The 14827-nt window shown below is 63.5% G+C and carries 18 protein-coding genes; 13 read left to right on the top strand and 5 right to left on the bottom strand.

From position 1 onward, the window contains the following. Positions 1-41 precede the first annotated feature (41 nt). From KFF05_17870 to dnaQ, 5 genes are read left to right on the top strand one after another with little or no spacing between them, the layout of a single operon-like run. On the top strand, positions 42-872 hold the full coding sequence (locus tag KFF05_17870) for a kinase/pyrophosphorylase (protein ID UTW51731.1): 831 nt from the start codon (positions 42-44) through the stop codon (positions 870-872). A gap of 2 nt (positions 873-874) precedes the next feature. Beyond that, entirely contained in the window at positions 875-1492 is a 618-nt protein-coding gene (locus KFF05_17875) for a Maf family protein (protein UTW51732.1), read from the top strand. Positions 1493-1513: 21 nt separating this feature from the next. Further along, positions 1514-2365: a shikimate dehydrogenase gene (locus tag KFF05_17880; GenBank protein UTW51733.1), complete on the top strand. Its 852-nt coding sequence runs from the start codon at positions 1514-1516 to the stop codon at positions 2363-2365. Positions 2366-2380: 15 nt separating this feature from the next. Next, positions 2381-3004: a dephospho-CoA kinase gene (coaE, locus tag KFF05_17885; protein ID UTW51734.1), complete on the top strand. Its 624-nt coding sequence runs from the start codon at positions 2381-2383 to the stop codon at positions 3002-3004. Positions 3005-3034: 30 nt separating this feature from the next. Beyond that, entirely contained in the window at positions 3035-3700 is a 666-nt protein-coding gene (gene dnaQ / locus KFF05_17890; GenBank protein UTW51735.1) for a DNA polymerase III subunit epsilon, read from the top strand. A 28-nt stretch (positions 3701-3728) separates the two neighbouring features. Here dnaQ and secB read toward each other — a convergent pair whose 3' ends face one another. Together secB and KFF05_17900 are read right to left on the bottom strand one after the other, a co-directional pair. Next, positions 3729-4232 carry a protein-export chaperone SecB gene (gene secB / locus KFF05_17895; GenBank protein UTW51736.1) on the bottom strand — a complete coding sequence of 168 codons (504 nt, stop codon included), beginning with the start codon at positions 4230-4232 and terminating at the stop codon, positions 3729-3731. A gap of 86 nt (positions 4233-4318) precedes the next feature. After that, entirely contained in the window at positions 4319-4852 is a 534-nt protein-coding gene (locus KFF05_17900) for an FxsA family protein (GenBank protein ID UTW51737.1), read from the bottom strand. A 282-nt stretch (positions 4853-5134) separates the two neighbouring features. On the opposite strand from KFF05_17900, the gene KFF05_17905 reads away from it, so the two are divergent. The 7 genes from KFF05_17905 (at position 5135) to KFF05_17935 (ending at position 11050) form a co-directional block, all read left to right on the top strand. Next, entirely contained in the window at positions 5135-5830 is a 696-nt protein-coding gene (locus KFF05_17905; GenBank protein ID UTW51738.1) for a Tim44 domain-containing protein, read from the top strand. 7 nt (positions 5831-5837) lie between these two features. Beyond that, positions 5838-7061 (top strand): murein transglycosylase A, encoded by a 1224-nt coding sequence (locus KFF05_17910; GenBank protein UTW51739.1) that lies wholly within the window; start codon positions 5838-5840, stop codon positions 7059-7061. Between the two features lie 75 nt (positions 7062-7136). Next, positions 7137-7940: a (Fe-S)-binding protein gene (locus KFF05_17915; protein UTW51740.1), complete on the top strand. Its 804-nt coding sequence runs from the start codon at positions 7137-7139 to the stop codon at positions 7938-7940. Continuing rightward, complete coding sequence (locus tag KFF05_17920) at positions 7940-9382, top strand: iron-sulfur cluster-binding protein (protein ID UTW51741.1); 1443 nt, start codon at positions 7940-7942, stop codon at positions 9380-9382. The genes KFF05_17915 and KFF05_17920 overlap by 1 nt, the downstream gene beginning before the upstream one ends. Next, the gene (locus tag KFF05_17925; GenBank protein UTW51742.1) at positions 9379-10086 is read left to right on the top strand and encodes a lactate utilization protein; all 708 of its coding nucleotides are present in this window, start codon (positions 9379-9381) and stop codon (positions 10084-10086) included. The genes KFF05_17920 and KFF05_17925 overlap by 4 nt, the downstream gene beginning before the upstream one ends. Then, on the top strand, positions 10067-10648 hold the full coding sequence (locus KFF05_17930) for a Smr/MutS family protein (GenBank protein UTW51743.1): 582 nt from the start codon (positions 10067-10069) through the stop codon (positions 10646-10648). Before KFF05_17925 ends, KFF05_17930 begins: the two co-directional genes overlap by 20 nt. A gap of 15 nt (positions 10649-10663) precedes the next feature. Then, positions 10664-11050 carry a helix-turn-helix transcriptional regulator gene (locus tag KFF05_17935; protein ID UTW51744.1) on the top strand — a complete coding sequence of 129 codons (387 nt, stop codon included), beginning with the start codon at positions 10664-10666 and terminating at the stop codon, positions 11048-11050. A 163-nt stretch (positions 11051-11213) separates the two neighbouring features. On the opposite strand, the gene KFF05_17940 is transcribed toward KFF05_17935, so the two are convergent. From KFF05_17940 to hslV, 3 genes are all read right to left on the bottom strand, one after another. Next, positions 11214-11972, bottom strand: coding sequence for a DUF3800 domain-containing protein (locus tag KFF05_17940; protein UTW51745.1), 759 nt, complete (start codon positions 11970-11972; stop codon positions 11214-11216). 67 nt (positions 11973-12039) lie between these two features. Continuing rightward, positions 12040-13413 carry an ATP-dependent protease ATPase subunit HslU gene (hslU, locus tag KFF05_17945; protein UTW51746.1) on the bottom strand — a complete coding sequence of 458 codons (1374 nt, stop codon included), beginning with the start codon at positions 13411-13413 and terminating at the stop codon, positions 12040-12042. Next, the gene (gene hslV / locus KFF05_17950) at positions 13410-13955 is read right to left on the bottom strand and encodes an ATP-dependent protease subunit HslV (GenBank protein ID UTW51747.1); all 546 of its coding nucleotides are present in this window, start codon (positions 13953-13955) and stop codon (positions 13410-13412) included. Before hslV ends, hslU begins: the two co-directional genes overlap by 4 nt. Before the next feature lie 235 nt (positions 13956-14190). On the opposite strand from hslV, the gene hisB reads away from it, so the two are divergent. After that, complete coding sequence (gene hisB, locus KFF05_17955) at positions 14191-14790, top strand: imidazoleglycerol-phosphate dehydratase HisB (GenBank protein UTW51748.1); 600 nt, start codon at positions 14191-14193, stop codon at positions 14788-14790. Positions 14791-14827 lie beyond the last annotated feature (37 nt).

Raw genomic sequence — 14827 nt, forward strand, 5'->3', positions numbered from 1 at the left:
TCCCGATTTCATACCGCCCTTGTGCCGGAGTTTTCCCGCCCGTGAAGGAATTCCATCTGCATCTTGTTTCGGACAGCACGGGGGAAACCGTGTCCATGGTTGCGCGCGCCTGCCTGGCGCAGTTCGACAGCGTCCAGGCGCAGGAGCATATGTGGAGCATGGTTCGTTCGCCGGAACAAATCGACCAGCTTCTCGGCGTTGTCCACGATCAGCCCGGGATGGTGCTTTATACCCTGGTTCACGAAGACTTGCGCAGGCATCTGGAAGACGGCTGCCGCCGCCTGATGGTGCCGCATATTCATGTCCTCGACCCCGTGCTGAACGCCATGGGCAATTATTTCAACGCCAAGGTGCGGGGCCGGGCCGGTCGCCAGCACGTCATGGACGCGGAATATTTCGACCGTATCGAGGCCATGCATTTCGCCCTCAGCCACGATGACGGACAATCGACCTGGGATCTGGATGATGCCGACGTCGTCCTTGTCGGTGTATCACGGACATCGAAAACGCCGACCAGCGTGTATCTCGCCAACCGAGGGCTTAAGACCGCTAACGTGCCTTTCGTGCCGGGTGTGCCGCTGCCGGAGGATCTATTCAAGCTGACCCATCCGCTGGTCGTCGGCTTGACCAAGGACCCGCGCCGGCTGGTGGAAATCCGCCGCCAGCGTCTGCGCCTGCTGGATCAGGATGAAAACACCGATTATGTCGACCTGGACATGGTGTCGAAGGAAATTACCGAGGCCCGGCGCGTGTTCTCCAAATACGACTGGCCGGTCATCAACGTGACCCGCAAATCCATCGAGGAAACGGCAGCCAACGTGATCCAGCTGTTGAGCCGCCGCCGCGGGGAAGCCCCCGGTCCCCTGACGTGACGATGGGATCCGGGACCCATCTGGTCCTGGCTTCGGGCAGCCGCGTGCGCGCCGACATGCTGCGTGCGGCCGGTCTCGACATTGCCGTCGATCCGGCCAACGTGGACGAACCTAAAATCGAGGCGGACTGCCGCGCGGCCGGGATGAACACCCCCGATGTCGCCCTAGCCCTGGCCGCCGCCAAGGCGTCCTTGGTTGCCGGTCGTCATCCGGGCGTCCTGGTGATCGGTGCCGATCAGATGCTGGATATGGGCGGCGATAGCCTGCGTAAGCCTGAAAATTTGGAAGGTGCGGCCAGGACTCTCGAACGCCTCGCGGGCCGTGACCACACACTTGTTTCCGCCGTCGTCCTGGCGCGCGGGGAACAAATCTTGTGGCGCCACCATGCGGTGGCGCACCTTACCATGCGGCCGCTCGACCGCACCGACATCGCGGACTATCTGGACCGTGCCGGCGCGGCGGTCCTGACCTCGGTCGGGGCTTATCAACTGGAAGGTCTGGGTGCGCAGTTGTTCGAACGCATCGAAGGCGACTATTTTACCATCCTGGGCCTGCCATTGCTGGCCTTGCTCGGCGAACTGCGCCGGCGGGGCGTAGCGGCGGCGGGGCTTCTCGGCTGACGACGGAACGGACCGAAGACGATGACCATGACCGGGCGGGCGAAACTGGCAGGCGTGATGGGATGGCCCGTAAGCCATTCCCTGTCGCCGGTGCTGCACGGCCATTGGCTGGACAGCCTGGGCATCGACGGTGCTTATGTGCCGCTGCCGGTCGCACCTGAAAACTTCGCCGAGGCGTTGAAGGCCCTGGCCAAGATGGGTTTTCGTGGTGTCAACGTAACCGTGCCCCATAAAGAAGCCGCGTTGGCGGCGGTCGATGACGTGGATGCCTTGGCGCGGCGCATCGGTGCCGTGAACACGGTGATCGTCGGGGACGACGGCAAATTGACCGGCACCAATACGGACGGTTTCGGATTTCTGGAAAATTTAAAAGAAGGCGCCGCCGGCTGGAACGCCGCCGCCGGTCCCGCCGTGGTGCTGGGCGCCGGGGGTGCGGCGCGGGCCGTGATCGTCGCGCTGATCGACGCCGGTGCGCCGGAAATCAAATTGGTCAACCGCACCCGCGCGCGGGCGACCCGCCTTGCCGAAGATCTGGGCGGGTGCGTCATCGTGCATGACTGGGATGATCGGGCGGCAATCCTCGCGGGCGCCAATCTGCTGGTCAACACGACGACTCTCGGCATGACCGGGAAAGACCCGCTCGAGATTACCCTCGACGCCTTGCCGACGGCAGCACTGGTCAACGACATCGTCTACGCGCCTTTGGAAACGGGGCTGCTGGCCGCCGCCCGGGCGCGCGGTAATCCGGCGGTCGATGGCCTTGGCATGTTGCTGCATCAGGCGCGGCCGGGGTTCGAGGCCTGGTTCGGCACCGCCCCTCAAGTCACACCGGATCTGCGTGCGCATATCCTTGCCCATCTGGGCCAGGGCTGAGCAGGCCGGGCAGCTATGTTCATCCTCGGACTGACCGGCTCCATCGGCATGGGCAAGTCCACGGCGGCGGCGCAGTTACGCCGCCTGGGCTTGCCGGTTCACGATGCGGATGCCGCCGTCCACGCCCTGTTGGGCCCGGGCGGGGCCGCGGTCGCGGCGGTCGACGCGGCCTTTCCCGGCGTGGTCAAGAACGGTGCCGTCGACCGGCAGGCCCTGGGGGCACGGGTGTTCGACGACGACGCGGCGCTCAAACGTCTGGAGGGTATTCTCCACCCTTTGGTCCGGCGCTCGGAAAAACAATTTCTTGCCGCCTGTGCCCGGCGTGGGGTTCCGCTCGTCGTGCTCGACATTCCCTTGTTGTTTGAAACCGGCGGCGACGCGCGCTGCGACGCGGTCCTGGTGGTGCATTGCCGCCCGGCTCTGCAGCGCCGCCGCGTGCTGGCCCGCCCCGGCATGACCGAGGAAAAATTCCAGGCCATCCTGGCCCGCCAGGTGCCCGTGCGGGAAAAAATCTGGCTCGCCGATTTCACCGTCAATACGGGCATCGGCCGACATGCGGCCTTGATGGATCTCCGGCGGGCCGTCAAACTGCTGCGGACATGCAAGGGACGGGTCTGGGCGCCTTCTTCCTTTTGGTAAATGGCCGGGTATTGGTAGGAACGATCAACCATGCGGGAAGTGGTACTGGATACGGAAACGACGGGGCTTGATCCCTTGAACGGGCACCGCATCGTCGAAATCGGCTGCGTCGAACTGGTCAATCATGTCGCCACCGGCAACACCTATCATCAATACGTTAATCCCGACCGCGACATGCCGATCGAGGCCTTCAACGTGCATGGCCTGTCGGTCGAATTTCTGTCGGGACACCCCTTGTTCGCGGAAATCGCGGACGCCTTCCTGGACTTCGTCGGCGACGCGCCGCTGGTGATTCACAACGCGTCCTTCGACATGGGCTTCATCAATGCGGAACTGGCGCGGCTGAAACGGCCGTCGATTCCGCTGGCCCAGGCCGTCGATACGGTCGCCATGGCGCGCAAGAAATTCCCCGGGGCGGGGGCCAGCCTCGATGCCCTGTGCCGGCGGTTCCAGATCGACAACACGCACCGCGATTTGCACGGCGCCTTGTTGGACGCCCGCCTGCTGGCCGAGGTTTATCTGGAATTGATCGGCGGCCGTCAGCCGGATTTGGAACTTGCCGCCGAAGCCGGGGCCCAGGGCGTCACCGTGGAGCGGGTCGCCCGGCCGCCACGCGCGCATGCGCCGCTTCCGGAAGAAGAAGCGGCGCATCGAGCCTTTCTGGAAAAATTGAAAGACCCCGTTTGGGTTACGTGATCGCAGCCCGCCCGCGGAGGATTAAGACTTAGGCGTCGCTTTTAACCTGGGTCTGCAGCTTGTCGACGTTCTGCTGATAAAGCGCAGCAAAATCGATCGGGCTGAGCACCAACGGCTGGAATCCGCCGTCGCGGCTGATGTCTGCCATGATGGCGCGGGCGAAGGGGAACATCAGGCGCGGGCATTCCACGAACAGGACCGACGCCCGATGCTGTTCCGGTACACGCAAGGTGAACAGACCGGCGTACTTCAGCTCCAGAATATAAGTGACCTTATCAGCGATCCTGCTTTCCGCCTTGATGTCGAGAATGACCTCGAACACGTCTTCGGCAAGACCCTCGACCTGGACGTCCAGGTTCAGATTCAACTCGGGCTGACCCTTGGGGGCGTCGAGGAAAATCTGCGGCGCGCCGGGAATTTCGAAGGACAGGTCCTTGATGTACTGGCCGTGGATCATCAGGGGCACCTGATCGCCCTCTTTGACCCCGTTTGCTGCGGCTGCGTCTGTCTCGGGCGTCGTGTCGTCGCTCATGATCGTCTCCGTATTTAAGGCGGATAGCTGGCTACCATGGATCAGGTTCGGGAACAACCGCCAAGGCAGTCCAGCGGGGGTTCCGGTTAGCGGTTTTCGGGTGGTTTGCCGGGGGCCTTTGGGGGGCCGTGATCGTCGAGTGCCGATGTCTCCGGCGCGACTTCTTCAAAGTCGCCGTCGATGACTGGCCCACCGCCGCCCCGGCGGCGGGGGTCCGGCCCGTGACCCGGCCCCATGGTCGCGGTGTGCACATGAACGCGGCCGTGGCTCAGCACATAGCGTCCGATCGCCTGCGCGGCGGCGGCGCGGAAGGGCGGCACGAATAAAAGAAAGCCGAAGGCATCTGTCATGAAGCCGGGCGTCAGCAGCAGCGCCCCCGCCATCAACAGGCAAAGTCCGTCGAACATTTCGGCCACGGGCAGGCGGTCCTGGGCCAGGCTGTCCTGCACCCGGCGCAGCGTGTCGAGCCCCTGATGGCGCAGCAGCGCCGTACCCAACACGGCGGTCAGGATCACCACGGCCAGGGTCGGCCACAGGCCGATCATGCCGCCGACCTGCACGAACAGGCCGATCTCGATGACAGGGACAGCGATGAACAGGATCAGGATGAATAGGGCCACGGGTTGTAGTTATCCTGTATTACGACTATCTCAAGGGTCAGGCCAAAGGCTTGGCGGATAATCTTTCGGCGGCTTGAGTTTAGCAGCCCGGGCCGATGGGGTCGCTACTGTTACGGTGCCCGCCCGCCCGCAGCTTTGCTGGACCTGGGCACGGGGGTCCGCTAACCTTGGCGCACAAGGACGCGTTCGAACTTAAACCACGGGTGCCGGCGGCGGGTCCAGCCGCCTTGGCGCCAAAGCCCCCATCGTCGGGGGCGAAAACAAAAAGGTCCGAATTCACAAATGGGCGGCGGATTCCAGTTTATCGACATCATTCTCATCGCCATGGTCGCGGCGTTCTTCGTGCTGCGCCTGCGCAGCGTACTCGGCCGTCGTGACGGCAACGACGGCAGCGGCCATCGCGACCCGTTCAAACCGGTCCCGCCCGAAGAAGCGCCCGACGGCAAGGTCATCGCCCTGCCCGAGCGCAAGGTCGATGATTCGCCGCAATCGAAATCCGATCCTGGCGACTTCGCCGCAGAAGGCACGATCGATAACGGCCTGGTGCAAATCAGGGTCGCCGATCCCGATTTCGCGCCCGATGAATTCCTGACCGGTGCGCGCGTCGCCTTCGAGATGATTCTGGATGCCTTCGCCGCCGGAGACGTGAAAACCCTGAAGACCTTGTTGGACCCGGGCGTGTTCGCCGATTTCGAGGCGGCGATCCGCGACCGCGAGGAACACGGTCATACGGTTGAGGATACGCTGGTCGGCTTCAAGTCGGTGGATATCGTCGAGGCCTATATGGAAGGCCGCATCGCCAACATCACCATCAAGTTCGTGACCGAACAGGTCAACGTGACCCGCGACGCCGAAGGCCAGGTCGCCGAAGGCAACCCGAATGAGGTCATCACGGTCACCGATTTCTGGACCTTCGCCCGCGACACCAAGGCCCGCGACCCCAACTGGGCCCTGGTCGCAACCCATAGTGCCGACTAGGCAGGCGATGGGGGGCTCACCCGTCCGCCGCCGCTGGCAGCCCGGGGCGCTTGCCCTGGCTATTTTCGTTTCCGCGCTTGTTTCAGGCTGCGGTGCGATCCAGAAGATCGTGCCCGCCGGTGACTATCAGGCTCCGGAAGAGGTGCCGCCCCAACTGATCCTGGAGCCCGCCGAATTCAAGACCCTGCCCGGCTGGCGCGCGGACGTGCTGTCCGACGCTTTGGCTGCGTTTCTTGCTTCTTGTCCGGTGATCGCAAAACGCCCGGCGGATCAGCCGCTCGGCTATCTGCCCGAACACGGCACCATGGGCGATCTTGCGAAAATCTGCGCCGAAGCCCGAACCCTCAACACCAAAAGCACGGCCCAGCTGCAGTTCTTCATCGAACGCAGCTTCCGTCCCTTCCATGTCCGTGACGGCCAGAAACGAAACGGCAAGTTCACCGGCTATTACGAACCCCTGCTGCGCGGCAGCTTTCAGCCCAACGCCCGTTACCGTTATCCGGTCTATGCCCGGCCACGCGATATCGTGGTGGTCGAACTCGGCATGTTCGACCCGGACCGCAAGGGCGAACAGCTGGCTGGCCGGCTGGTCGATGACCGCCTGCTGCCCTATTTCGACCGCCGTGAAATTCTCGCAGGCGCCCTGCAGGGCCGGCAGCTCGAACTGCTCTGGGTCGACAGCGCCATCGATCTGTTCTTCCTGCATGTTCAGGGCTCGGGCCGCATTCTGCTGCCCGACGGCAGTCATGTGCGCCTGGCCTTTTCCGGGCGCAACGGCCATCGCTATTCCTCCATCGGCCGCGAACTGGTGGCCCAGGGCGTGATGAAGGTCGAAGACGTGACCATGCCCAGCCTGCGCGCCTGGATGACGGCCAATCCGCTGGCCGCCGAACAGCTGATGGTGAAAAACCGATCCTTCATCTTTTTCCGCGTGGAAAAGGACGAGGTCGTGAAGGGCGCCATGGGCGTGCCGCTGACGGCCGGCCGCTCCCTCGCCGTCGATCCCAAATATGTGCCGTTGGGCCTGCCGCTCTGGCTGGTGACCACGGACCCGCTTGATCCAAAGAACGAAAAACCGCTGACCCGCATGGTGGTCGCCCAGGATACGGGCTCGGCCATCAAGGGCGTCGTGCGCGGCGACCTGTTCTGGGGCTTCGGCGCCGAGGCCGAGGCCCGGGCCGGGCTGATGAACGAAGGCGGCGTGTACTACCTGCTGCTGCCGCGCAAGTAGGCGGGCGGCGCCACCCGGGGCACCTGCCGTTCGGTCTTGTCAATCGGCGGCCAAGCCCGCATTCTGCCTCCCACCATGACCGAATATGCACCCGCCCTGAAAAACCCGCCGACCTCGCCCGAGGTCGGCCTGTTCGCGACCTGCCTCGTCGACCTGATGCGGCCCAGCGTCGGCTTCGCCACGGTGAAGCTGCTGGAGGACGCGGGCTGCCGTGTTTCCGTGCCCGAGGCCCAGACCTGCTGCGGCCAGCCGGCCTATAATTCCGGCGACAGCGCGGATGCGCGGGACATCGCGAAAAACGTGATCGCCGTGTTCGAGGGCTTCGATTACGTGGTCGCTCCCTCCGGGTCCTGCGCCGGGATGATTTCCCACCACTATCCGCACCTGTTGAAGGACGATGCGGCCTGGAAGGCGCGGGCCGAGGCGTTGGCCGCCAAGACGTTCGAACTGGTCGCCTTCCTCGCCGACGTCATGCAGGCGGACATCTCGCCGCCCGATCTGGGCGTCACGGCGACCTATCACGATTCATGTTCGGGCCTGCGTGAACTCGGCATCAAGGCGCAGCCCAGGGCATTGCTCGGCAAGGTCGGCGGCCTGACCCTGGTCGAAGGCGACATTCCGGAAACCTGCTGCGGCTTCGGCGGATTGTTCTGCGTCAAGTATCCGGACATTTCGGAAAAGATGGTCGATGCCAAGGCCGATGACATTTTGGCCACGGGCGCGGACCTGCTGCTGGCCGGCGACCTGGGCTGTCTGATGAATATGGCCGGGCGGCTGAAAGGCCGGGGGGCGTCCGTTCAGGCCCGCCACGTCGCCGAGGTTCTGGCCGGAATGACCGACCAGCCCGCCATCGGCGAAGCGGACGAGGACACGGCCTGATGGAAACCCAGACCCGCCGGTTCAAGCAGAACGCCCGCGAGGCCATGGCCGACGGCCAGCTGGCCCAGGCCCTGACCCGCCTGGGCGAAGGCTTTCCCCTCCGCCGGGCCGAAGCCATCGACCGCCTGCCGGAATTCGATCAACTGCGCGACGCCGCCAAGGCGATCAAGGATCACACCCTGGCGCATCTGGATCTGTACCTGGAACAGTACGAATCCAAGGTCAAGGAAGCGGGCGGGCATGTCCATTGGTGCCGCACGGGCCAGGACGCGCGGGAAAAAATCCTGGAAATCTGCCGCAGCGTCAACGCCAAGACGGTGACCAAATCGAAATCCATGATCGGCGAGGAAATCGCCATCAACGATTTCCTGGAAGAAAACGGCGTCGCCCCCATCGAAACGGACCTGGGCGAATACATCATCCAGCTGCGCAAGGAGCCGCCGTCGCACATCATCGCGCCGGCCGTGCATCTGAACAAAGGCCAGGTCGAGGACACGTTCCGCAAGGCCCACACCAACCTGGACCCGGCGCGCAATCTGGACGATCCCAAATCCCTGCTGGAAGAAGCGCGGGTTGAGCTGCGCGACAAGTTCCTCAACGCCGACGTCGGCCTGACCGGGGCCAACTTCCTGATCGCCGAAACGGGGACCAATGTGCTGGTCACCAACGAAGGCAACGCGGACCTGACCTATTCCCTGCCCCGCGTGCATATCGTCATCGCCAGTTTGGAAAAGGTCATCCCCACGCTGGAAGACACGGCGACGGTGCTGCGAGTGCTGGCGCGCTCCGGCACGGGGCAGGACATCACCGTCTACACCACCTTCTGCACCGGCCCGAAACGGCCCGACGATCTGGACGGGCCCGACGAATACCATGTCATCCTACTGGACAACGGGCGGACGGAACTGGTCGGCACGGAATTTCAGGAAATGCTGCGCTGCATCCGCTGCGGATCCTGCCTCAACCACTGCCCCGTCTATCACGCCATCGGTGGCCATGCGTACGGCTGGGTCTATTCCGGGCCCATGGGGGCGGTGCTGATCCCGGGCCTGATCGGCATTCACGAAGCGGGCGATCTGCCCAATGCGTCGACCCTCTGCGGCAAGTGCGAAACCGTCTGTCCCATGCGCATCCCCCTGCCCAAGATGCTGCGCGCCTGGCGCGAACGGCAGTATCAGCGCAAGGGCAATTCGGCGGCCGCGCGCTGGGCGCTCGGGCTCTGGGCGGCGCTTGCCAAGCGGCCCAAGCTTTACCGCGCCGTGACCGGGCCGCTGATGACGGCGCTGGCGATTTTGGGCCGCAAACGCGGGCGGTTCAAATGGCTGCCGCTGGCCGGCGGCTGGACCGGTCCCCGCGACCTGCCCGCCCCGCAAGGCGACAGCTTCATCGCGCAATATCACAAGGGCCCGGTCGGCGCCGTGGTGCGGAGCAAGGGACAATGAGCGGGCGCGAACAAATCCTGGGCGACCTGCGCGCCGCCCTGACCCAATCCAATGACGGGGCGCGCCGCGCCGCCGTGGCCCAGCGCCTGATGGCCAAGGCGCGCCATGTCATCCCGGTGCGGGGCAAGGACACCGGGGCCGACGCCACCGACCGCTTCCAGGCCGAGGCCGAACGGGTTCAGGCCACGGTCGCCCGCGTCAATTCCCTGGACGACCTGCCGGGGGCGATCGCCGATTACCTGGCGGCGCAGAACCTGCCCGCCGCCGTGCGCATGACGCCCGACCCGCGCCTTCAGGCCGCCCCCTGGGACAAGACCGCGATCACCATTTCCGAAGGCCCGGCCCAGGGCGAGGACACGGCGGGCGTCAGCCACGCCTTCGGCGCCGTCGCGGAAACGGGATCGCTGGTGTTCCTGTCCGGCCCGAAAAGCCCGACCACGGTCAACTTCCTGCCGCCGGTGCATATCGCGGTGTTGCGCGCGTCCGATATCTCCGGCTGTTTCGAAGACATCTGGACGCGGCTTCGCGCCGACCGCCAGAATGCCGAGGGCGCCGGCCGCTTCATGCCGCGCACGGTCAACTGGATCACCGGCCCGTCGCGCACGGCGGATATCGAACTGGTCCTGTTCCTGGGCATCCATGGGCCGAAGCACCTGCACATCGTAATCGTGGACGATGGGGACGATGGCGGACAAACGGGTTAAGGGACCGGGCGCCGCGCCGGAAGACGACGCCCTCTGGGCAATGGTCACCCGCGACGTCAAACCCCTTCCCGTCCGCGAAGCCCGCATCGACCATCCGGTCCCCGACCCGGCCGCCCTGCCGCCGAAGGCCAAGCCCGCGCCGCGTTCTTACAAAACAACCCCCCTGCCCGCCGCCGCCACGACCCCATCATCGCCCGCCCGCGAACTCAGCCACGGGGCGGCCCCCGGGCTCGACCGCCGCACCCAGACCAACATGCGGCGCGGCAAGATGGCGGTCGAAGGCCGCCTCGACCTGCACGGCATGACGCAATCGGTCGCCCATAATGAGCTGATCGGCTTCATCACCCGCGCCTATGGTCAAGGCAAGCGCTGCGTGCTGGTCATCACCGGCAAGGGCACGCGCGACACGGGCGAAATCGGCGTCCTGCGCCAGGCCGTGCCCGGCTGGCTCAACGCGCCGCCCTTGAAGGGCCTGATCCACGCCTTCGATCACGCCGCCCGCCCGCACGGGGGCCAGGGCGCGCTCTACATTCTGCTCAAACGCAACAAGGGGGCCCAATGACATGAAGATTTCATCATGACACCCTTCGGCCAGAAGGTGCGCCGCCTGCGCAAGGTGCACAAAATCACGCTCAAGCAGTTCGCCCAGGAAATGGGCGTGTCCTCGGCCTATTTCTCGGCGCTCGAACATGGCTATCGGGGCCGTCCCGGCCCGGGCCTGGTGCAGCAGATCGCGGGTTACTTTAATTTAGGGATGGAGGAAACGGACGAGCTCAAACGCATGGCCGCCTTGTCCCATCCCCGCATCACCGTCGACACGGCGGGCCTCAACCCCAAGGCTACGGAACTGGCCAACCTGCTGGCCGAACTGATCCACGAACTGGACGAAGACACCATCGACTGGATCATCGCCGAAATCCGCGGCCGCCGCGCGGCAAGGACACGCGGCGGGCCGACGCACTAAATCACGATTTTAGGCGGGCGAGTATTAAGCCATTGAAATTAGATTCTTTTAACGCGTTGAATCATAATGGATAATTTGGTATCATATTAATGAAATCTGAAATTAGGCATAACCTAAGAGTAGGATTTCCCCGGCGGGCAACTTCGGTTGCCCGCCCTAATTTTTAAATCTCCACAATTCCTAGCGGATTAAATCGACTAGCACGGGTATTCAAAACCGGTGTTAGTCGGTCAAAATATCGCGTAGCTCTTTTTTTGCGGATATAAGCATTTGGTGAATAGCGCTGATAAAGGAAGTAGGCCGCGACGTCACACATCTGGATTGGGTAGGTTTCAGCCGAGTCTTTCATATGCGGATCTTCAATAATCCGCTGGATCGGAATGTTTCTAGACCCGCCACCGTATCGCTGATCGTTGGGAATATAGTTATAGACTGCCATCCGTCGAACTAAACGGAGCAGTTTTGTGCCTGCTGTGGCGTCAGTCAGGAGGATTCCATGGTCGCGACTATGCTTCCCGGGGAAATTTCCGTGGAGAAGCGTATTTTCGAACCTCTGAAATAACGTACCCCAGGCAGAATGGAAGACATCATAGTCTTGTGGCTTCCCTGCTTTTGTAACCACAACATTGGTAATTGAAATGAAATCGATTTTCGCCATTTCATCTAAGCAGTTGCGTAGAATTGCGAGGCGATCGTGTTTTTCGATGTTGAATGGTCGGCTGTTAATGAATTCAGATGAATGAATTTCACCGCGGACAGGAAGGCCGTAGACGCTTCTCAGCGTCTTTCGTAATGCGATTAGGGCACCAATAAAATCACGCCACCGGGATTCGTGTACGACAATTCCAGACAATACAAAATGGGTGGTTTGGGTGTTCCCTAATCCCGTGTCACCGCTTTCATCTACGTACATAATATACATGCACGTAATAATTGCTCAAAAGTGACTATTTGGCAACGAACACGACATTAAAAATGTCTTGCGATAATTAGAGAATGAACTTCGACAGATCAGCGTTCTTGGCCAGCGGCGCGACCTGCTCGTCCACGTATTTGGCGTCGATGGTCACCGTTTCGCCGGAGCGGTCGGAGGCAGTGTAGCTGATCTCCTCGACCAGCTTTTCCAGGACCGTATGCAGGCGGCGAGCGCCGATGTTCTCGACGCCCTCGTTGATGTCGACGGCGAGGCCGGCGATGGCGTCGACGGCGTCGTCGGTGAAGATCAGCTCCAGCTCTTCCGTCTTCATCAAGGCGACGTACTGTTTCAGCAGCGACGCCTCGGTCTCCGTCAGGATGCGTTTGAAATCGTCCTTGGTGAGCGCCCGCAGGTTGACCCGGATGGGCAGGCGGCCCTGAAGTTCGGGCAGCATGTCCGACGGTTTGGAAACATGGAACGCGCCCGAGGCGATGAACAGGATATGGTCCGTGTTCACGGGCCCATGCTTGGTCGCGACGGTGGTGCCTTCGATCAGCGGCAAGAGGTCGCGCTGCACGCCTTCGCGGCTGACGTCGCCGCCCTTCACGTCGGTGCGCTGGGAAATCTTGTCGATCTCATCCAGGAACACGATGCCGTTGTTTTCCACCGCGTGGATGGCGTCCTTGGTCACCCGGTCGTCGTCGAGCAGCTTGTCGCCTTCCTCGGCGAGCAGCACGCCGTAGCTTTCTTCCACCGTCAGGCGCTTGGGTTTCTGCTGCTGGCCGAAGGCCTTGCCCAGCATGTCGTTCAGGTTGAGCATGCCCATCTGCGCGCCCGGCATGCCGGGGATGTCGAAGGTCGGCATGCCCAGGTTGGGCGCGTCGGTGACGGTGATCTCGACCTCGCGGTCGTTGAGCTCGTTGTTGCGCAGCTTGCGCCGGAAGGTTTCGCGGGTTTCCTTGGAGGCGTTGTCGCCGACCAGGGCGTCGAGCACCCGTTCCTCGGCCCGGGCCTCGGCCTTGGCCTGAACCTGCTTGCGCAGGCGTTCGCGGGTCATGTGAATGGCGGTCTCGACCAGGTCGCGGACGATCTGCTCGACATCCCGGCCGACATAGCCGACTTCCGTGAACTTGGTCGCCTCGACCTTGATGAAGGGGGCCTGGGCCAGCTTGGCCAGCCTGCGCGCGATCTCGGTCTTGCCGACGCCGGTCGGCCCGATCATCAGGATGTTCTTGGGCAGGACCTCTTCCTTCAGGTCGTCGTCCAGCTGCTGCCGCCGCCAGCGGTTGCGGAGTGCGATGGCGACCGCGCGCTTGGCGTCCTTCTGGCCGATGATGTGGCGGTCCAGCTCGGAGACGATCTCGCGGGGCGTGAAGCTCGACGTGCCGGCGGCGAGCGTGTCGTCCAGGCTGCGCGGGGCGGAGGTCGTGTCGGCGGTCTCGGTCATAAGGCCTCGATGGTCAGGTTGGAGTTGGTGTAAACGCAGATCCCGGCGGCCACACCCATGGCCTTTTCGGCGATCTGGCGGGCGTCCAGGCCGTCCTGGTCGATCAGGGCGCGGGCGGCGGCCAGCGCGTAATTGCCGCCGGAGCCGATGCCGATCAGCCCGTCCTCGGGCTCCAGCACGTCGCCGGTGCCGGTCAGGACCAGGGAAACCTCCTTGTCCGCCACGGCCATCATGGCTTCCAGCCGGCGCAGGTATCGGTCCGTGCGCCAGTCCTTGGCCAGCTCGACACAGGCGCGGGTCAGCTGCGTGGGATATTGTTCCAGCTTGGCTTCCAGGCGCTCAAACAAGGTGAAGGCATCGGCCGTGGCGCCTGCGAAACCGCCGATCACGTTGCCGTCGCCCAGGCGGCGGACCTTCCGCGCATTGGCCTTGATCACCGTGTCGCCAAGCGACACTTGGCCGTCGCCGGCAAGCACCACGTCCGATCCCTTGCGCACGCAAAGGATGGTGGTGCCGTGCCAAAGGGGGGTGTCGCTTGCCATATGATCGGTTCCTTGGAATGTGGCCTTGGAATGTGGGTCTGCCGGGAAAAGAGAAGCCGGGATGATAGGGAACCATGTGGTCGGGTCAACGGTCCATATCAAGGCGGGGCCATGCGACCAGACGGCGACCAGACGGCGGCCGGGTGGCGGGCGGCGGCCGGGCGTACTATTTTTTTGGTAAAAGAGGGGCCGCCTGATAAAAGACCGCATCCACAGTTTCGGAAGGAAATCGGCCATGCGCACGGCCAGCGTCGAACGCAACACCAAGGAAACGCAGATCAAGGTCAGCGTCAACCTGGACGGCACGGGGGAATATTCCGTGTCCACCGGGGTCGGCTTTCTCGACCACATGCTGGAACAGCTGTCGCGCCATTCGCTCATGGACCTGACGGTCGAGGCCCAGGGCGATACCCATATCGATTTCCACCACACCACCGAGGACACGGGCATCGCCATCGGCGAAGCGGTGAACAAGGCGCTGGGCGACCGCCGTGGCATCACGCGCTACGGCTCGGCCCTGGTGCCTATGGACGAAACCCTGTCGCGCATCGCCATCGACCTCAGCAACCGGCCCTATCTGATCTGGCGGGTGAATTTCTCCAAGCCCAAGCTGGGTGACATGGACACGGAACTGTTCAAGGAATGGTTCCAGGCCTTTGCCCAGGCCGCGGGGGCGACCCTGCACGTGGAAAACCTCTATGGTGAGAACAACCACCATATCGTCGAGTCCTGCTACAAGGGCCTGGCGCGGAGCCTGCGCGACGCCGCCACCATCGACCCGCGCAAGGCCGACGCCGTGCCCTCGACCAAGGGAACCCTGGGCGGCTCGCTCTAGGCCGTCCCGCCTCCGCCCACCCCGGGCGACCGACTTC

The organism is bacterium SCSIO 12827, assembly GCA_024397995.1.
Lineage (GTDB): Bacteria > Pseudomonadota > Alphaproteobacteria > Rhodospirillales > Casp-alpha2 > UBA1479.